The organism is Lichenicoccus sp. (assembly GCF_965276875.1).
GTDB lineage: Bacteria > Pseudomonadota > Alphaproteobacteria > Acetobacterales > Acetobacteraceae > Lichenicoccus.
The window spans coordinates 1657654-1675724 of record NZ_OZ255701.1 but is presented as its reverse complement, the minus strand read 5'-3'; the positions used below and the strand labels follow the sequence as shown (position 1 = coordinate 1675724).

The window sequence follows — 18071 nt, the reverse complement described above, 5'->3', positions numbered from 1 at the left end:
CGTTCAGCCGGTTCGGTTCGCCACGAAAAACAGCCGCGGAAACGGCAGCAGCAACGTGCCGTCCGCGGCAGTGGGATAGGCTTGTGCGATCTCGGCCTCGAGGCAAGCGAGAAAGTCGCCGCGTTCGCCGGCAGCGAGCCGGGCGAGATAGGGGCGAAGGCCGGTGCCCTTCAACCACGAGATGACCGCGGCTGCGCCGCCGAGCGGGTGATAATACGTGGTGCGCCAGATCTCGACTCCCGCGTGAAGCGCGCGCAGCGCGCGGAAATACCACTCGGCATCATGGATGACGGTTCGCGCGGCCGCGGCCGCCGCCAGCCTATCCGCCCAGGGGCCGTCGGCGGCGACCTTGCGCATGGCCAGATGCGCCGGCTCTTCGAGATTGTCCGGCATCTGTACGGCCAGGCTCCCCAGCGGTGCGAGCTTGCCCAGCAGCGAAGCAAGCAGGGCGGCATGGTCCGGCAGCCATTGCAGCACCGCATTGGCCAGAATGAGATCGAAGGTGCCGCCGGTGTCACACCACGGCCGGATATCACCCAGTTCGAAATGGATGTCAGGCAGACGCGCCCGCGCCGCTGCGATCATGTCGGCGGAGCTGTCCAGGCCGATAATCGCGGCGTGCGGAAATTGCTGGCGCAGCACTGCCGTCGAGTTCCCCGGACCGCAACCGATATCGGCGGCATATGCCACCTCGCGGTTGTTTACGCGGGCGAGAAGCTCGTAGACCGGCCTCGTGCGCTCCGCCTCGAACGCAAGATATTGCGCGGCGGACCATTCGCTCCCTTCGGTGCCATCGGTCATGTCATTACCTCTCCGGTCGCCCTCGATCATGGCGACTCAAAATGGCGCGACGTGCTCGAAGCGCCGATTACGACACCGTCGGCGGAAGGCTAACGACAGGCTCCTGAGCTCGATGCTTGACGTCGTTCTCTGCCGGTCAGGCGGCGAGCACCTCGTCGGGCACGCGGGCTCCGGTCATGAAGGCGACCGCGTCCGACATGCTGTGCTGCTTCGGATCGATGACGCAGAGCCGTCGGCCAAGCCGGTGAATGTGCACCCGGTCGGCCACCTCGAACACATGCGGCATGTTGTGGCTGATCAGGATGATCGGGATGCCGCGCGACTTCACGTCGGCAATGAGCTCCAGCACGCGGCGCGACTCCTTCACGCCGAGTGCTGCCGTCGGCTCATCCAGAATGATGACCTTCGAGCCGAAGGCCGCCGCGCGGGCGACCGCGACACCCTGCCGCTGGCCGCCCGAGAGTGTCTCGACCGCCTGGTTGATGTTCTGGATCGTCATCAGACCGAGGTCGTTAAGCTTTTCGCGGGATATACGTTGCATCTCGGCGTGGTCGAGCTTGCGGAACACCGTTCCCATGAAGCCCGGCTTGCGCAGTTCGCGACCCATGAACATGTTGTCGGCGATCGACAGGCCGGGCGACATGGCGAGCGTCTGATAGACCGTCTCGATGCCGGCCGCGCGCGCATCGAGCGGCGAGGCGAAGCGGACCTGCTTGCCGTCGAGGAAGATCTCGCCCTCGTCGACGGTGACCGCGCCGGAGACCGCCTTGATCAGCGAGGATTTGCCGGCGCCGTTGTCGCCGATGACCGCGAGGATTTCGCCCGGGTAGAGCTCGAAGTCGCAATGGTCGAGCGCGGTGACGCGGCCGTAGCGCTTGACCAGCTTGCTGGCCGAGAGGATCGGTTGCATCAAACCGCCGCCTTTCTGATCCATTGATCCACCGCCACCGCCGTGATGATCAGCGCGCCGATCAGCAGGTAGGTCCATTGCGGATCGGTGCCATACATGTTCAGACCAAGTGTGAAGACGCCGACGATCAGCGCCCCGAAGATCATGCCGAGGATCGAGCCGCGGCCGCCGAACAGCGAGATGCCGCCGATGACTGTCGCGGTAATTGAATTGATGTTCTCGAACTGGCCGGAATTCGGCGAGATCGCGCCGATCCGCCCGATCAACGCCCATCCGGCGAGGCCACAGATCATTCCCGAGAGCACATAGACGCTGACCAGCATCCGCTTGACTCGCACGCCGGCCAATGCGGCCGCCTCCGGGTCGTCGCCCACGGCATACACGTGCCGGCCCCATGCGGTATGGCGCAGGATGTAGGCGAACAGCAGCACCAGGGCCAGCATCAGCACCACGCCATAGGTGAACGTCGCACCACCCTTGCCGCCGAGTCTGAAGGTGCTGCCGAGGTAACCCAGCAGCGGCGCCTGCAGCTCGATTTGTGCGGCGCCGATGGTCTGGTTCTGCGAGTAGAGGTAGTTGGCGGCGAGCGTGATCTGCCAGGTGCCGAGTGTGACGATGAAGGGCGGCAGCCGCATCAACGCAACCAGCACGCCGTTCAGCGCGCCGACCGCGGTGCCAAGCCCGAAGCCGCACACGATCGCGAGCCAGGCCGGCAGACCGTAGGCAAACGCGCACTGACCCATCATCACCGTCGACAACACCATGATGGCGCCGACGGAGAGGTCAATGCCCGCGGTCAGGATCACCAGCGACTGGGCAACGCCGACGATGCCGGTGATCATCACCTGCTGGAGGATCAGCGTCAGCGCATAGGCGGAGAAGAAGCGCGCACCGACAAGGATGCCGAAGCCGATCAGCGAGACGACCAGAACCAGCAGCGGCGCGAGCGCGGGCGTTTCATGCAGCACATGCTGCAACCGCTCCAGCGGCGTCCGATGGTGGACGAACTCGGCGACCGTCTCACTCCCCCTGGACGCCCCCGGGGCCGCCCCGACCTCAAAGCCGGATTGGCCCTCGTTCATGGTGGACATCGGTTTCCTCCGGCGTCCTGCGTTACTTGCCCCAGCACAGTTTCGCACCCTCGGCCGGCGTGATCGAAGGCACGCCCGGCTCAGGATGGGCCGTGACCAGCTTGGTCCCGGTGTCGTAGAAATCCTTGCCCGCGCTGGCCTGCGGCTTCTGTCCGGTCTTGGCAAAATCGGCGATCGCCTTGACGCCGAGTGCCGCCATCTTCAACGGATATTGCTGTGAATCCGCCGCGATCATGCCGGCTTTTACGCCTTTGACGCCGGTGCAGCTGCCGTCGATCGCGACGATCGTCACGTCACCCGCCTTGCCGACGGACTTCAGCGCCTGATACGCCCCAAAGGCCGCGGGTTCATTGATGGCGTAGACGAGAGTGATGTCCGGGTTGCGCGCAAGCAGCGACTCCATTCCCTTCTGTCCGCCTTCTTCGGCGCCGCCGGTCACGGCATGGCCGACGATCCGCGGATCGGGCACGTTGAATTGCTCCGGATTGGCGATCTTCACACCGAAGCCGGAGAGGAAGCCGTGGTCGCGGTCAAAGCCGACTGTTGGATGTGAAACCGCGAGGTCGAGCATCGCGATCTTGGCATCGCGGGCCTTGTCCCCGAGATGGGCGTGGGCCCATTGCCCGATGAGTCGGCCGGCCTGGAAATTGTCGGTGGCAAACGTCATGTCGGCAGCCGACACCGGGCTCAACGGGGTGTCGAGAGCGATCACGAGCAGCCCCGCTTGGCGCGCCTTCTCGACGGTGGGCACGATGGCCTTGGTATCCGATGGCGTGATCAGGATGCCCTTGGCGCCGTCGGCGATGCAGCTCTCGATCGCGGAGACCTGGGTCTGGTTGTCGCCATCATACTTGCCCGCATAGGTCTTGAGATCGACGCCAAGCTTCCTGGCCTCGCTCTTCGCACCCGTGCGCATGGTGACGAAATAAGGGTTGGAATCCGTCTTGGTGATCAGGCAGGCTTCGACCGGGGCCGCTTGTGCCGCGGCACTCGCGGCAAGCGCGCCCGCGACGCTTGCGGCGGCAACGGTGGCGAGAAGGTTCTTCTTGGTCATATGTCGCTCCTGGACTGTCTGGTCTGCAAAGTGATCGCGGGCGCCGCGCGTGGCCCTATGGGCATGATACGCGGCTGGACATGATAAGCGGCGGCTTCGCCCTGCCGCGCGTCCCGCTGTCGCGTCCGACTTCCAAAGGAATAGCTGTGCTTGAATGCCACCGGCGGTCTCGCCAATCGCCCGGCGCGGCTGCACTCCATGAGTGGGCCGAGGGGTCACGCGACGACGCAGACCTGCCGGCGCCTCGATCGGATGCCGCGGGTCCATGCCACGGCGCGCGGGATACCGGCGTTCGGCTGACCGACATGCGCTTTCTCCCACCAGGGCGCCAGACGCGGTTGCAGCCGCGATTCATTGTGAAAACATTTGCCTGACAATTCCGTAGGCGGTTTTGCCGCCCCTCGCAAGAGAGCCAAGCCCGCTTGTGCCGCACCGGAAACGCGGGCGCTATTGGCTGATCTCCTCCAGCTCCTGGTGCGGCGGGATCCGCCGCAGGAGCAGCGTCGTCCATAGACCAAGCGAGACCAGTACGGCGAGCACGAGCCAGGTGATCGTGGGTGTGCTGGTCTGGCTCAAACCCGTCCAGATCAGCGTGCCGATAACAAAGCCGAGCACCTGCATCGCGCTGAGGAAGCCGATCGCCGTGCCGCGGACCCGGGTCGGGAAGCTCTCGCCCTGATAGGCGTAGCCAGCACCGGACCAGGTGCCGTTCGTCGCCTGGTAAAGCAGGAAGTAGATAACGGCCACCAGCCATGACTGTTGTGCGATGAGAAACAGCAGGCTGAGCGGCGCCACAAGCGCGCCCGTCACGATGATGACCTCGCGCCGCCCGTATCGCTCGCCAAGCCAGCCGCCCAGTATGTAGAAAAAGAAGCCGATGCCTCCCGATATCAACAGCAACACGCTGGCGCTGGACGAAGAAAAGCCTTTGAACTTGGTCAGCCAGTAGGTGATGTAAAAATTGGTTGCGACATAGCTGGTGCCGTAGATGATCCAGGTGATCGAAAGCCAGACGAGTTGCCTGCGGATATATCCTTTGGCCGCGAACAGCTGGCCGATCGTCACGCGGTCCAGTTCCTCGACGGCCACGCTTTGTTGCGCCAGCAGTGCCTGCACACGCGTCTCATCTCCAGCCCTGCGGGCGCGCTTGACCTCCTGGACATGTTCATAGCGGCTCGACTCGCGCACAAAGAAACGGCCGACGATCACGGCGACAATCGGGATCACGCCAAGCAGGAAAACAACGCGCCATCCGAACTGGCCGAAGACAAGGTAGACGCCGGAGGCGAGAAAGACGCCAAGCGGCCAGCCGCCCTGAACGATCGAGTAGAGCAGCCCGCGTCCGCGCGCCGGCAACTGCTCGTTGACGATCGTGATCGACACGGCGAGTTCTGAATAGGCCAGACCCGACGCGACAGCGCGAACAAATACCAGCTGCCAGTAATTCTGCACAAAGTAGGTGAGACCGGTGAAGATCGCCGTCCCTGCCAGGCAGAACATCCAGACGCGACGCCTGCCAAAGCGGTCCATGCCGTATCCGGCAAATAGCGTGATGCAGAACTGTGCCGCATAGACGAAGAAGCCGAGAATGCCCACGCCTGTCTGTGAAATATGAAGTCCCTTGGCAATGGCTGGCAATGCAAGGACAAGAAGATTCACGTCGTAAGAAGCGAGAGCCCAACCGGCCAGCGCGATGAGCACGAGATACAGCGTGTAATGCTTCGATGGTGATGACGAACTCACATGACCCTCCCTTGCCGAGGTCTGCCTTTTGGCAGGGCTTATGTTGCCGACTGCATGCGAATCACGGGTTTCCTGCAAGGAAGCTTGTGATTGGCACGAGCGCGATCGCCGGGGCTTCCTCAAAGAGTACGTGGCCGAGCCCAGGCAATGCCACAAGCATCGCGTTTGGCAAGCTGGCGAGATAGTCCTGGGCATGGGCGATCGGGATCATCGCGTCCTTCTCGCCCCAGAGGAGCAAAGTCGGCGCTTTTATGCGTCGGAGAGCGGGTCTTGGGTCTTCCAGCATGACCTGTTGCATTCTCGCGATCATCGCGCGCCGGTTGCCGGGTGCGAGCATCAGGTCGCGGTAGCGTGTAACCAGGCTGCGCGTCAGCTTGCCGCGATCGCCGTAGGCGGGGGCCAGGCTCGATCGCAGCAGCAAACGCGGCAGCACGAACGGGAGCAGCCGTACTGCCGGCGGAATACGGGCCGCTTTGCCGTAGTCGAAGCCGGGACTGGCGAACCCGTCCGGTGCGATCAGCACCAGTCGTCTAACGCGGTCGGGGTGCGCTTCCGCGAATGTCCAGGCGAGCTTGCCGCCCATCGAGTTGCCGACGAGGCTGGCCCTGGCGATCCCGAGGTCGTCCATCAGGGCGGCAAGGATGGCGATGCCGCGCCTGTCGGAATAGTCGCCGCTGGGGTCCGGGCCAGTCAGTCCGAAGCCGGGCAGATCGTAGCGGATGACGCGGTTGTCGGTGGACAATCTTTCCGCCCAAGGCTGCCAGGTATGCAGGCTCGATCCGAAGCCGTGCAGCAGGATCACCGCCGGTGCGTCGCTCGGGCCGGTGTCGCGCAGATGCAGGCGGATGCCGGCCACTTCGCGATAATCGGCGGGTGAATCAAGATACTTCTTCTCAAGCGCCGCCGCCGACTTATCCGGCGTGTAGAGCCAGGCGGCAACGGCGCCCGCGAGGGCTGCGCCTATGGGTGCTGCTGGTTTCATTGCGGCTCGATCACACATCCCATGAAGAGCTGCAACGCCGCGAAGCGATCCGGGTCGTTGATGACGCGTGGCACCTTGTTCTGGCCACCAAGCCGGCCTTGCTCGCGCATCCAGGCAGTGAAGCGACCGGTTGCGACGAGACAGACCGTGGGGGGCAGCATACCGAAATTGCCACGGCGATGATCGGCATAGTCGGCGTTCATCCGCGCAAGGGCCTGGTCCAGAACGCGTGCGAAGGCTTGCTGGTCCGGCTGCTGCCGGGCGAGTTCCACCACGAACAGGTGGCCGCCGCGTGGCTGTGCCTCGGGGGGAAAATGCGGTCCGGCGGTGTAGTCAGAGACGCTGGCGCCGAATGCGCGTGCGGACTCGGTGACGGCACGGTCCAGCTCGTCGGCCACCAGATGTTCGCCAAAGACGTTCAGGGTGGCGGCAATGCGTCCGGTGATCAGCAGGCGGGGCGGGTTGCGTTCGGTGAGCATGACCGTGTCGCCGACGATGCAGGACCATAATCCGGCATTGGTGCTCAGTACCAGCGCGTAGTTCACGCCAATCTTGGCGTCGGCGAGCCAGAAGCGCGGCGGATTGGCGGCGTCTAGAGTCTTCGGCTCGACGAATTCAAAGAACAGGCCTCGGTCCGTGACCAGCCTCATGCCATCGCCCGGGCCGCGATCGGCGATGGCGATGAAGCCTTCGCTCGCGGCATAGACTTCGCGCGTCTCGGCGTGGCTGCCTTCCAGCCATTCGGTCAGCGCGTCGCGGTAGGGCGTGAGCGAGACGCCGCCATGCACCACCAATTCCAGGTTCGGATAGAACGCGGCCAACCGTCTCGGCCGTTGCGGATGCAGGGCCGCGAGCTGCGCGAAGAACAGCAGCATCCAGCTTGGCGTGCCGGAGAGGCTGCGTATGTCGTGTGCCAACGACGCCGGTGCGAGGGCCGCGATCTTCGCTTCCCAGTCGCGGGTCAAGGCCAGCGCCCGTGGCGGGAAGGCGCGCGGCCCTGCCCAGAGCGGCATGCGTGCGGCGGCGATGCCGCTGAGGTCGCCGGCGACGACGCCGGGGGCAAGTCGCAGCAACGCGGTCGAGCCACCGAGCAGGCAGTTGCGACCGCCGAACAGGCGTGAGTGCGAGCGGTTTGCCAGGTGAAACGCGAGCGTATCGAACCCGGCGCCGATATTGGACCGTGCCATCGCCGCGCTGACCGGAATATATTTGCTTGTGGCAGAGGTTGTGCCGCTGGTCAGCGCAAACGCGGGAATACGCCCGGACCAGGTGACGTCACGCAGGGTTGGAAATGACGGCGCGAAATAGTCCCGCCAGAAATCCTCGTAGGTGCGCAAGGGGACTAGCGCCTGATAGTCACGAACCGAACTGATCCGGGCAAACCCGTGATCCAAGCCGAACCTTGTTTGGGCCGCGCGTCGCAGCAGTGACCGTAGTGTTTGGCGCTGCGCGCGCAGCGGATCCTGCCGCCCGAGCGTGCGCAGGCGCCGCTCGGCGAACGCGCGCAGCAAGGGGGTGGCGTCCAAGCCCTCAGGGCGAAAGAATGGTTTCATGGGGCCACTCTCTGGTCGGCGCCGCATCGAGCGGCACGGTGATGCTGCCGCCGTTCCGCCAGACAGCCACCTGGTCGAGCGTGTTGGCTGAGCCGAGCCAGCCGTCCTGGCCGCCGAGCAGGACGAAGTGGTTGGCGTTGTCGTCGGCAAGATCCGAGACATGCCGGGCGCCGGCGCCATAGGTGACCCGGTGGCGTCCGAACACCAGGCCGTGGCCGCTTTTGTTGAGGGTGTCGTTGCTGCCGTCGGCGGCGAACGTGCAGCCTGCGTAGCGCCGGCCGATCAGCGGCAGGGCGGCGAGCGGGTGGCGAAGGGCCATGCGGTGTGCGGCGCCCCAGCAATGGTGACGCCGCCAAGCGCGTGCCGCGTGCGCGAAAGCGGCGCGTATGGCACCGGGCGGGGCATGCGCGATGGTGCGCCCGACCAGTCCGCGGCCGCTCCAGACGGCGGCGAGGATGGCGAGGCGGGTGCGGGGGATCAGCCGGCGCGCCAGGTTGGCGGTGAGCACCTCGAAGACCAGCGCGCCTGCGGATGCGGCCTCGTAGCGCCCGTCCCATTCGGCGAGGACGCGGCGCGCGGGTGTGTCGCGCGGTGGCAGCGGCGGGCAGCGGGACAGCAGCAGGTCGCGCAAAGCGAGGGCGCCGGGCTGCAGCACGTCGTGTTGCAGGTCGACCATCGTGGCGGCCGTAATCGGGCCGGTCTCGAGCAGGGTGCGCAGGCGGCGCACACGGTCGGGCGGGGCGAAGAAGAAGCCGACTGATATCGGGGCGGCGTGCGGTCGGTCGTTGGCGGAGGCGACGATGGTCTCGATGGGGGCGGCAAAGTCGGCGGCGACGACGAGGTCGTCGAGATCCCACAGCGCGTCCGGGGTCGTGACCAGGTCGGGCATCGTAGTGTTGGCGCGGCGTGGCACGTGGGCGGCGATGGTGCGCCCAGTGCTGCCACGCGGCCCGGCCTCGACCGCGACCATGGTCTGGCCGGGGACCGCGAAGCCGCGGAGTGCGTCGCGGAATTGATCGAGGCTGCCCGCCTGCAGGATCCCGAGGAGCGCGGTCAGTTCGTCGCTGGCGCGGTGTCCGACCCAGCGCAGTGCGAGCGGTGACGCCGAGCGCAGCAACAGCCCGTCGCTGACCACCGGGCCGAAGCGGGTGTGGCGCAGCCGCAGGCAAGCGGGTGCGGCATCGCGGACGGGGATGCTGACGACGCATTCGTCTATGGCCTCGCCGCTGACATCGACGAGGTCGCTGCTGGCCGCGTGCAGGTTGGTGCCGCCCCAGGCGAGGGCGCGGTTGCGGCCCAGCGCGATTGCCGGGATGCCGGGGATCATCAGGCCGACCGCGTCCAGCCCGGGGGCGTGCAGGGCGGCGATGAGCCAGAGCGGCGGTTGCGCCACGGAGAGATGCGGGTCCGAGGCGATCAGGCCGGCGCCGGTGGCGCTCGCCGAGGCCGCGACCGCCGCCGAATTGCTGCCGGGTGAGGGGATGTTGTCGCCGGCTTGGAGCATCGGCCAGAGTGCGCGCCAGGACGCCGGATCGAGGCGCGTGCGCGCGCGCAGCAGGCGTGCAAACACCAGCCACGACATGTCGGTCGCGGCCAGACGGCTGACCGCGAGCAGGTCGCGCAGGGTCCAGGGAGTCGGGCGCAGGCGGAGCAGCTGGAACTCGTGCGGCAGCGACGGCGCCTGCGTGATGATGTGATTGATACCGGCGACGAAGCCTCTCCCCCAGAGCCGGGTGGCGGGTGGGAGCCTTGCCTCGATCTCGGGCACGGCGCGGGTGAGATCCATCAGCAATATGGCGCGGTCGAGTTCGATTCCGGCTGGGCCGATCGCCTCGGCGACGCGCGCCGTGGCCAGACGGCGCATCGCCTCGAGCTGGGCGAGCCGCAAATGCGCGTGCACGACGCCAAGCCCGACCGCGAGATCGTGCAGGCTTTCGGCCTCGATACTGGGGATCTGGTGGCGGTCCCAGCGTATGTGCACCGGCGCGTGCGAGGGGACGCCGCGCACGGGGATGTTGGCGAGCCGCGCTTCGGTCGAGAGCGGCGGCGGCGCGCCCAGGCTCAGCGCACGGGCGAGCAGCCGTGCCACCAGAGCCAGCGCGTGCCGGTCCGCCATTCAGATGTCGGTGCTCGCGGCGAGGCAGGCGAAGGTCACGAGGTCGGAGACGGTGGCGTCCATCGGCACGATCTGGGCGGACTGTTCGAGCCCGATCAGCGCCGGCCCGATGACCCGGCCCTCGCCGAGCCGTGGGGCGAGTTGGGCCGCGATATGCGCGGAATCCAGCCCCGGCATCACCAGCACATTGGCGTTGCCGGTCAGCCGGCAGAACGGATACAGCGCCCGCAGCGTGGGATCGAGGGCGACGTCGGGGCTGAGGTCGCCGTCGAACTCGAAATCAACGTGGCTCTGCTCCAGCAGCCGCACCGCCTCGGCGATCCGTGCCGAGCCTTCGTGCGGCGGCAGGCCGAAGCTCGAATGCGCGCACAAAGCCACGCGCGGGGTCTGGCCCATCGCCCGGGTGCGCGCGGCACTGCCCATGGCGATGGCGGCGAGTTCGGCGGCTGTGGGCTGCTGGTGGATCAGGGTGTCGGCGACGAACAGGGTCATGCGCTGGGTGATCACCATGGACAGGCCAAAGGCGATGCCGCCGGGCTTGGCGTCGATGGCCAGCCGGATGGCTTCGAGCGCCTGGCTGGGAGCGCGGGTCAGGCCGGTGACCAGCCCGTCGGCGTCGCCCAGCGCCACGGTGCAGGCGGCATAGACGTTGCGATCCTGGTTGACCATGCGCTGCACGTCGCGCAGCAGGAAGCCGCGACGTTGCAGGCGGGCATAGAGGAAATCGACATAGCGGGCGTTGTGGTGGTCGGCCATCGCCGAGAGTCTCGCGTTGCGGATCTCGATGCCGGTGGTGGCAAGGCCGAGCCGGTCGAACACCGCGCGCACACGGTCCTCGCGGCCGATCAGGATCGGCGTGCCGAAGCCCTCCTTGTGGAACAGGCAGGCGGCGCGGACCATCTTTTCGTCCTCGCCCTCGGCGAACACGATCCGCCTGGGCTGGCCGCGCACCCCCTCAATGATCAGGTCGAGTGCGTTGGCGGCCGTATCGAGACGTCCGGTGAGTTCGCGGGCGTAGCGGCGCATGTCGGTGATCGGCTTGCGGGCGACGCCGCTCTCAATCGCGGCCCGCGCCACGGCGAGCGGGATGCGCGAGATCAGGCGCGGGTCGAACGCGTTGGGGATGATGTAGTCGGGTCCGAAGCGCAACTGCCGGGCGGCGGCGCGATGCACCTCGTCGGGCACGTCCTCGCGCGCTAGCACGGCCAGCGCCTCAGCGGCGGCGGCCTTCATCGCCTCGTTGATGGAACTGGCGCGCACGTCCAGCGCACCGCGGAAGATGTAAGGAAATCCCAAAACGTTGTTGACTTGGTTGGGATAGTCCGAGCGGCCGGTGGCGACGATGGCGTCCGGGCTGGCGGCGCGCGCCTCTTCGGGGGTGATCTCCGGGTCCGGATTGGCGAGTGCGAAGATAATGGGACGGGGCGCCATGCTGCGCACCATCTCCTGGGTCAGCGCCCCCTTCGCGGACAGGCCGAGAAACACGTCCGCACCGCGCACGGCGTCGGCGAGGGTTCGCAGGTCGGTGTCGCGGGCGTGTGCGGATTTCCACTGGTTGAGGTCGGTGCGGTCGCGCCGGATCACGCCCTTGGTGTCGCAGGCGAGGATGTTCTCGCGCTGCATGCCCAGCGTCAGCATCAGGTCGATACAGGCGATGCCGGCAGCGCCGGCGCCGTTGACCACCAGGGTGGTGCTGGCGAGGTCGCGTCCGGTCAGGTGGCAGGCGTTGATCAGGCCGGCGGCGGTGACGATGGCGGTGCCGTGCTGGTCGTCATGGAAGACCGGGATGTCCATCATCTCGCGCAGCCGTTGCTCGATGATGAAGCATTCCGGCGCCTTGATGTCCTCGAGATTGATGCCGCCGAAGGAGGGGCCGAGCAGGCGCACGCAGTTCACGAATTCGTCGACATCCTCGCTGTCGACTTCCAGGTCGATGCCGTCGATGTCGGCAAATCGCTTGAACAGCGCGATCTTGCCCTCCATCACCGGCTTGCTGGCCTGGGCGCCGATATTGCCGAGCCCGAGGACCGCGGTGCCGTTGGAGATCACCGCGACCATGTTGCCGCGGGTGGTGTAGGTATAGGCGAGATCGCGGTCGGCGGCGATCCGCAGGCAGGGTTCAGCGACCCCCGGCGAATAGGCGAGCGACAGGTCCCGCGCGGTCGTCAGCGGCTTGGAGATGCGTGTCTCCAGCTTGCCCGGGCGGCCGGAGGCATGCAGCGCGAGGGCGTCCTCGGCGGTGAAGTTTCTTGGATTATCGTTCATCGTCGCGGCCTCTCCTGGGCCGCGACCATGGCACGCGGTCTAGGCTGCGTCGACAAGCACCAGTTCGGCGTCCTCGACGCAGACGATCTCCAGGTTCGTGACATCGGTGATGGCGGCGCCGTCGCGTGGTCCGATCCTAACCCCGAGCACGTCCACCGTGCCGCTGGAGGCGACCAGATAGGCGTGGCGTGACGGTGCGAGCGTCAGGCTGGCGCGCTCGCCGGCGTTAAGCGTCGCTGCCAGCACCCGCGCCTCGGCGCGGATCGGCAATGCATCCTTGTCCTCGGCAAAGCCGCTGGCAAGGGCCACAAACTTGCCCGAGCGGTCGCCGCGCGGAAATGGACGCGCGCCCCAAGATGGTGCGCCGCCACGGGTTCCCGGTACGATCCAGATCTGGAACAGCCTGGTCGTGCTGTCCTCGAGATTATACTCGGAATGCCGCACGCCGGCGCCCGCCGACATCACCTGCACGTCGCCGGCTTCGGTGCGGCCTTCGTTGCCCCTCGAATCCTGGTGGGTGATCGCACCCTCGCGGACATAGGTGATGATTTCCATATCGGCATGCGGGTGTGTCGGAAAACCCGAACCGGCGGCGATCTCGTCGTCGTTCCAGACGCGCAGCGCGCCCCAGCCCATGCGGCCGCGGTCATGGTAGCCCGCGAACGAGAAATGATGCCTGGCCTTGAGCCAGCCGTGATCCGCGCCGCCGAGTTCGCCAAAAGGTCTGAGTTCGATCATCGCACGCTCTCCGATCACAGGTTTGGAGCAAACATGGCGCTCGACCTGACCACTTAACAGGGAAATGATGGCAATGCATGATTTCCGTTTTGGGGTCCGTCATGAAGCTGCCAGACCTTGAAGCCTGGGCGATCTTCGCCAGGATCGCCGCCACTGGCTCGTTCGCGGGGGCGGCGGCGGAACTGGGGCTTTCGACGGCCACCGTGTCGAAGGCGATCAAGCGCCTGGAGCTGCGCACCGGCGAGCGGCTACTGCATCGTAGCGCGCGCCGCCTCTCCTTGACTGAAACCGGTCGGCTGCTGGCGGTGCGCGCGGCGCTCATGCTCGAAGAGGGCGAGGCGGTCGAGGCACAGGCGCAGGCGACCTCCGCGGCACCCCGCGGCCGGGTGCGGCTGGCGGCGCCGATGTCGTTCGGCCTGCGGCATGTCGCCCCGGCCTTGCCGGCGTTCATGCAGGCCTACCCGGAGATTTCGATCGACCTGCAGCTCGACGACCGGGTCGTCGATATCGTCGCCGGCGGCATCGATGTCGCCCTGCGGATCGCCGAGCTGGAGGACTCCAGCCTGGTGGCACGTCGTCTCTGTCCGGTCAGGGGATTGCTGCTGGCCGCCCCGGCCTATGTGGCGTCCCGCGCAATGCCGCGCCGGCCGAGCGATCTGCGAGATCATCCCTGCCTCACCTACAGCTATCTCGCCTCCGGCCGAAGCTGGCGCTTTCTCGATGCGGCCGGACAGGAGGCGTCCGTCGTCGCCCGCGGGCCGCTGAGTGCGACCAACGGTGACGCGTTGTGCTTCGCGCTGGAAGCGGGCCTGGGGATCGGATTGCTGCCGGACTTCCTGGTCTGGGAGTCCGTCGCCGCGGGACGGCTGGTGCCGGTCATGCCAGAGTGGCGCCCGGTCGCAACCGCGATCCACCTGGTGACGCCAGCCGGCGGTCCGCGGCCGCCGCGGGTTGCGGTGCTGCTCGACTTTCTCGCCGGGCGGTTTGGCGCGAACGCGGCGCCCTGGTCGATCGGTTGATCGTGCATTGCGGCATCAACTATGTCATCTTGCCTTCACTCTCTCGGACCCGGTGCAATTCCGGGTGGCTCTTCCGGCCGCCGATCCGCCGGACAACGCACTGACACGAACGCTATCCCGTCCGCTTCAGGCGGCCGTTCGTGCGTCACTCGCGGACCCACAGACCCATGAACATAAGCGCGTCCTATCTCCGCGAGTGGCGGTTCAGCCCTCGCGTCGAATTCCTCTCGGGTCTTGTCGTGGCGCTGGCGCTGATCCCGGAGGCGATCGGCTTCTCGGTGGTGGCCGGAGTCGATCCGAAGGTCGGCCTCTACGCCTCCGTGGTGATTGCCTGCGTCATCGCCTTTGCCGGCGGACGGCCGGCGATGATTTCCGCCGCCACCGCCTCGACCGCGGTGCTGATGGGCGGGCTGGTGCGCGATCACGGCGTGCAATATCTGTTTGCGGCGACAATCCTTATGGGCGTGTTCCAGATCCTCGCAGGCGCGTTCAGGCTGGGGCGGCTGATGCGGTTCGTGTCGCAGTCCGTGCTCACCGGCTTCGTCAATGCGCTTGCCATCCTGATCTTCCTCGCACAGCGCCCGCAACTGACCGGGGTGCCGCCGATCACCTACGGGCTGATCGCGCTCGGTCTGGCGATCATTTATGGCTTTCCGTATCTGACCCGCGCGTTTCCCTCGCCGCTGGTGGCGATCGCGGTGCTGACCGGCATCACCGCAGCGTTTGGCCTGCATGTCCGCACCATAGCGAGCCTTGGGCAATTGCCGTCGACATTGCCGAGCTTTGGCCTGCCGCACGTGCCGTTGACCTTCGGCATGTTGGGGATCATCGCCCCGGTTGCTTTGACCCTGGCCGCGGTCGGGCTGCTGGAGTCGTTGCTGACCGCGCAGATCGTCGACGACATGACCGATACGCCCAGCGGCAAGAACCGCGAGTGCGCCGGCCAGGGCGTCGCCAACATGGCCTCCGCCTTGTTCGGCGGCATGGGCGGTTGCGCGATGATCGGGCAGTCGGTGATCAACGTCTCGTCGGGTGGCCGCGGCCGGCTCTCGACCCTGGTCGCAGGCGCCTGCCTGCTGGCGCTGCTGGTGATCTTCCAGCGCCTGCTCGCGATCGTTCCGGTGGCGGCGTTGACCGCGGTGATGATCATGGTCTCGATCAACACCTTCTCCTGGGGCTCGCTGAAACGGCTGCGCACCAATCCGTGGCAATCCTCGGTGGTGATGCTGGCGACGGTGGGCACCGTGGTGGCGACTTCCAATCTGTCCATGGGGGTCCTGGTGGGCGTGCTGCTGTCCGGCGTCTTCTTCGCCGGCAAGGTGTCACATCTGAGCCGGATCACCTCGTCGCTCTCACCGGACGGCGGCACCCGGACCTATAGCGTGTCGGGCCAGGTGTTCTTCGCCTCGGCCGCGACGTTCACGGAGTCGATCGACCTCACGGAAACCCTCCATCGGCTGGTGATCGACGTCTCGGACGCGCATTTCTGGGATATCTCGGCCATCGCAGCACTCGACCGCGTGGTGATGAAGGCGCGCCGCCACGTGTCGCAGGTGGACGTCATCGGCTTGAACGACGCCAGTGCGACGATGGTCGAGCGCTTCGCCCTGCACGACAAGGAAAATGCGGCACTCCCCGTGCCTTAGGTCCCGCAGAACGTGGCCCGCACCACCTCCTCGGGCCGCGGCGGCGCGGCGTAGGCCTCCATGCCGGGCTGATCCTCGTAGGGCCTGGCCAACACGCCGAGCAGTTCCTCCAGCGGCGCCAAATCGAACCCGTTCTCCACCGCCGCCAAGGCCGCCTGTACCCGGTGGTTGCGCGCGATGAAGGCCGGATTGACCGCCCGCATTGCCTGCGCGCGCGCCTCGCTCCGGCCGCCCTCCTCGCCCAGCCGCGCGCGCCACTGCACCGCCCAGGCATCGAACGCAGTCGGGTCGATGAACAGTGCCCGCACCGGCTCGTCCTGTTCCGCGCCAAACGCGGCGGCATCGGCCAGCCGCCGAAAGGTCAGTGTGAAGTCGGCGGCATTCCCTGCCATCAGAGCCAGCAACGATTGCACGAGATCCACATCACCGGGCGCCTCGATCTCAAGGCCGAGCTTGCGCCGCATGCCGGCGAGCCAGGCGGCCCCGAACGCGGGTGCGAAGGCGTCGAGTGCCGCACGTGCTTCCGCCAGCGCCGCGTCCGGGGTCTCGCCGAGCAGCGGTAGGATGGCTTCGGCGAGGCGAGTCAGGTTCCAATGCGCGATCGCCGGCTGGTTGCCGTAGGCGTAGCGGCCGCCGCGGTCGATGGAGCTGTACACCGTCGCCGGGTCGTAGCTGTCCATGAAGGCGCAGGGGCCGTAATCGATGGTCTCGCCGGCGATGGACATGTTGTCGGTATTCATTACGCCGTGGATGAAGCCGACCATCTGCCAGGCGGCGACAAGCCGTGCCGTGGCCGCGATCACCGCGTCCAGCAGCGCCCGGTAGGAGCTGGCCTCGGGATAGTGCCGTGCGATAACATAGTCGGCGAGCGCGCGCAGGCCGTCCACGTCACCCGTGCCACGGAAATACTGAAAGGTGCCGATGCGCACGTGGCTGCGCGCGACACGGGCGAGCACGGCCCCATGCTGCCTCGTCTCGCGCAGGACTGCCTCCCCGGTCGCCACCACCGCGAGCGCGCGGGCCGTCGGGACACCGAGCGCTGCCATCGCCTCGCTGACGATATACTCGCGCAGGGCCGGCCCGACCGCGGCGCGGCCGTCGCCGGCGCGCGAAAAAGGCGTGCGTCCGGCGCCCTTGAGCTGCAGGTCGCGGCGGATGCCGTCCACGCCCACCAGTTCGCCGAGCAGCAGCGCGCGTCCGTCGCCGAGCCGCGGCACCCAGTTGCCGAACTGGTGGCCGGCATAGGCCATCGCCAGCGGCTCGGCCCGCGCCGGCACAAGGTTGCCAGCCAGCATGGCAACTCCCTCAGGGGCCGCCAGCGCGTCCGGATCGAGCCCCAGCGTGCGCGCGAGGGCCGCATTCAGGCGCAGCAGCCTGGGTGCCGCCACCGGCGTCGGCGGCAGCCGCGCATAGAAGCTTTCCGGCAGCCTGGCATAGCTGTTGTCGAAGGCCAGCTCGTCGAGCATCGCTGCATCTCCCGTCCGTAGCGCGAACATGGGTCTTCCTCGCCGCCGCGCCCAACTCTTATTGTCGATGGTCTATGGTCCTCGGCTGCACCACCAGGAACACGCCATGACCGACGACGCCACACGCTTCATGACACGCGCGATCGAACTCGCGGCGCAAACCGCGCTCGTCGAAAGCGCCGGGGGTGCCTTCGGCTGCGTGATCGTCCAGGGCGGCGCGATCCTGGGCGAGGGCGCCAACCGGGTCGTCGCCGAGAACGATCCGACCTGGCACGCCGAGATGGCGGCGATCCGCAACGCCTGTCGTGCGCAGGGCGGCTTCAAGCTGCGCGCGGCCACCCTGTATGCCAGCGGCGAACCCTGCCCGATGTGCATGGCGGCCTGCTACTGGGCCGGGATTGAGGCGGTCGTCTACGCCTCGACGATCGCCGACGCGCTGCAATACGGCAATTTCGACGACAGCATGATCTACCAGGAACTGGCGAGGCCGGCCGCCCAGCGCTTGATCCCGTCCCGCCAGTTCATGCAGGCGGAGGCGATCGAGGTCTGGAGGCAATATCAGGCGAAAACCGACCGTGTGCCCTATGGAACGCGTGCGTGGCGCGGGTGCGGCGGTGTGACAACTTGCTTGATCAGAAGGCTGTGTTACCGTATTACAGTATGTAATACGACGTCCTCATAACCATG

The 18071-nt window shown here is 66.9% G+C and carries 14 protein-coding genes and 1 other annotated feature; of the genes, 3 read left to right on the top strand and 11 right to left on the bottom strand.

Annotation, left to right across the window (positions count from 1 at the left end):
* Positions 1–3: 3 nt before the first annotated feature.
* The 10 genes from tam to ACQY4K_RS08035 all read right to left on the bottom strand — a co-directional run bounded on the left by tam (position 4) and on the right by ACQY4K_RS08035 (position 13253).
* The gene (tam, locus tag ACQY4K_RS08080; protein ID WP_428395025.1) at positions 4–801 is read right to left on the bottom strand and encodes a trans-aconitate 2-methyltransferase; all 798 of its coding nucleotides are present in this window, start codon (positions 799–801) and stop codon (positions 4–6) included.
* A gap of 136 nt (positions 802–937) precedes the next feature.
* Positions 938–1711 (bottom strand): ATP-binding cassette domain-containing protein, encoded by a 774-nt coding sequence (locus ACQY4K_RS08075; protein WP_428395023.1) that lies wholly within the window; start codon positions 1709–1711, stop codon positions 938–940.
* Positions 1711–2802, bottom strand: coding sequence for an ABC transporter permease (locus ACQY4K_RS08070; RefSeq protein WP_428395021.1), 1092 nt, complete (start codon positions 2800–2802; stop codon positions 1711–1713). The genes ACQY4K_RS08075 and ACQY4K_RS08070 overlap by 1 nt, the downstream gene beginning before the upstream one ends.
* A gap of 22 nt (positions 2803–2824) precedes the next feature.
* Entirely contained in the window at positions 2825–3856 is a 1032-nt protein-coding gene (locus tag ACQY4K_RS08065; protein WP_428395019.1) for a substrate-binding domain-containing protein, read from the bottom strand.
* 447 nt (positions 3857–4303) lie between these two features.
* Positions 4304–5599: an MFS transporter gene (locus ACQY4K_RS08060; protein ID WP_428395017.1), complete on the bottom strand. Its 1296-nt coding sequence runs from the start codon at positions 5597–5599 to the stop codon at positions 4304–4306.
* 61 nt (positions 5600–5660) lie between these two features.
* Positions 5661–6581, bottom strand: coding sequence for an alpha/beta fold hydrolase (locus tag ACQY4K_RS08055; protein ID WP_428395015.1), 921 nt, complete (start codon positions 6579–6581; stop codon positions 5661–5663).
* Positions 6578–8134: a GH3 family domain-containing protein gene (locus ACQY4K_RS08050; protein WP_428395013.1), complete on the bottom strand. Its 1557-nt coding sequence runs from the start codon at positions 8132–8134 to the stop codon at positions 6578–6580. Before ACQY4K_RS08050 ends, ACQY4K_RS08055 begins: the two co-directional genes overlap by 4 nt.
* On the bottom strand, positions 8112–10250 hold the full coding sequence (locus ACQY4K_RS08045) for a penicillin acylase family protein (RefSeq protein WP_428395011.1): 2139 nt from the start codon (positions 10248–10250) through the stop codon (positions 8112–8114). The genes ACQY4K_RS08050 and ACQY4K_RS08045 overlap by 23 nt, the downstream gene beginning before the upstream one ends.
* On the bottom strand, positions 10251–12515 hold the full coding sequence (locus ACQY4K_RS08040) for an NADP-dependent malic enzyme (RefSeq protein ID WP_428395009.1): 2265 nt from the start codon (positions 12513–12515) through the stop codon (positions 10251–10253).
* Positions 12516–12554: 39 nt separating this feature from the next.
* The gene (locus ACQY4K_RS08035) at positions 12555–13253 is read right to left on the bottom strand and encodes a pirin family protein (protein ID WP_428395007.1); all 699 of its coding nucleotides are present in this window, start codon (positions 13251–13253) and stop codon (positions 12555–12557) included.
* 101 nt (positions 13254–13354) lie between these two features.
* Here ACQY4K_RS08035 and ACQY4K_RS08030 point away from each other — a divergent pair, with 101 nt between their 5' ends.
* Together ACQY4K_RS08030 and ACQY4K_RS08025 are read left to right on the top strand one after the other, a co-directional pair.
* Complete coding sequence (locus ACQY4K_RS08030) at positions 13355–14272, top strand: LysR family transcriptional regulator (protein ID WP_428395005.1); 918 nt, start codon at positions 13355–13357, stop codon at positions 14270–14272.
* 42 nt (positions 14273–14314) lie between these two features.
* Positions 14315–14370: a sequence feature (sul1 is cis-regulatory element that is thought to sense ions involved in sulfur or methionine metabolism; They are found in Alphaproteobacteria), on the top strand.
* Positions 14371–14439: 69 nt separating this feature from the next.
* Entirely contained in the window at positions 14440–15918 is a 1479-nt protein-coding gene (locus tag ACQY4K_RS08025) for a SulP family inorganic anion transporter (RefSeq protein WP_428395003.1), read from the top strand.
* On the opposite strand, the gene ACQY4K_RS08020 is transcribed toward ACQY4K_RS08025, so the two are convergent.
* On the bottom strand, positions 15915–17384 hold the full coding sequence (locus ACQY4K_RS08020) for a protein adenylyltransferase SelO (RefSeq protein WP_428395001.1): 1470 nt from the start codon (positions 17382–17384) through the stop codon (positions 15915–15917). The genes ACQY4K_RS08025 and ACQY4K_RS08020 overlap by 4 nt on opposite strands.
* A 106-nt stretch (positions 17385–17490) precedes the next feature.
* Here ACQY4K_RS08020 and ACQY4K_RS08015 point away from each other — a divergent pair, with 106 nt between their 5' ends.
* Positions 17491–18066: a nucleoside deaminase gene (locus ACQY4K_RS08015; protein WP_428394999.1), complete on the top strand. Its 576-nt coding sequence runs from the start codon at positions 17491–17493 to the stop codon at positions 18064–18066.
* Positions 18067–18071: the final 5 nt, after the last annotated feature.

Bases quoted from the DNA above. Each gene is read 5' to 3' on its own strand.
- tam (WP_428395025.1), bottom strand. From the start codon at position 801: ATGACCGATGGCACCGAAGGGAGCGAATGGTCCGCCGCGCAATATCTT.
- ACQY4K_RS08075 (WP_428395023.1), bottom strand. From the start codon at position 1,711: ATGCAACCGATCCTCTCGGCCAGCAAGCTGGTCAAGCGCTACGGCCGC.
- ACQY4K_RS08070 (WP_428395021.1), bottom strand. From the start codon at position 2,802: ATGTCCACCATGAACGAGGGCCAATCCGGCTTTGAGGTCGGGGCGGCC.
- ACQY4K_RS08065 (WP_428395019.1), bottom strand. From the start codon at position 3,856: ATGACCAAGAAGAACCTTCTCGCCACCGTTGCCGCCGCAAGCGTCGCG.
- ACQY4K_RS08055 (WP_428395015.1), bottom strand. From the start codon at position 6,581: ATGAAACCAGCAGCACCCATAGGCGCAGCCCTCGCGGGCGCCGTTGCC.
- ACQY4K_RS08050 (WP_428395013.1), bottom strand. From the start codon at position 8,134: ATGAAACCATTCTTTCGCCCTGAGGGCTTGGACGCCACCCCCTTGCTG.
- ACQY4K_RS08045 (WP_428395011.1), bottom strand. From the start codon at position 10,250: ATGGCGGACCGGCACGCGCTGGCTCTGGTGGCACGGCTGCTCGCCCGT.
- ACQY4K_RS08040 (WP_428395009.1), bottom strand. From the start codon at position 12,515: ATGAACGATAATCCAAGAAACTTCACCGCCGAGGACGCCCTCGCGCTG.
- ACQY4K_RS08035 (WP_428395007.1), bottom strand. From the start codon at position 13,253: ATGATCGAACTCAGACCTTTTGGCGAACTCGGCGGCGCGGATCACGGC.
- ACQY4K_RS08030 (WP_428395005.1), top strand. From the start codon at position 13,355: ATGAAGCTGCCAGACCTTGAAGCCTGGGCGATCTTCGCCAGGATCGCC.
- ACQY4K_RS08025 (WP_428395003.1), top strand. From the start codon at position 14,440: ATGAACATAAGCGCGTCCTATCTCCGCGAGTGGCGGTTCAGCCCTCGC.
- ACQY4K_RS08020 (WP_428395001.1), bottom strand. From the start codon at position 17,384: ATGCTCGACGAGCTGGCCTTCGACAACAGCTATGCCAGGCTGCCGGAA.
- ACQY4K_RS08015 (WP_428394999.1), top strand. From the start codon at position 17,491: ATGACCGACGACGCCACACGCTTCATGACACGCGCGATCGAACTCGCG.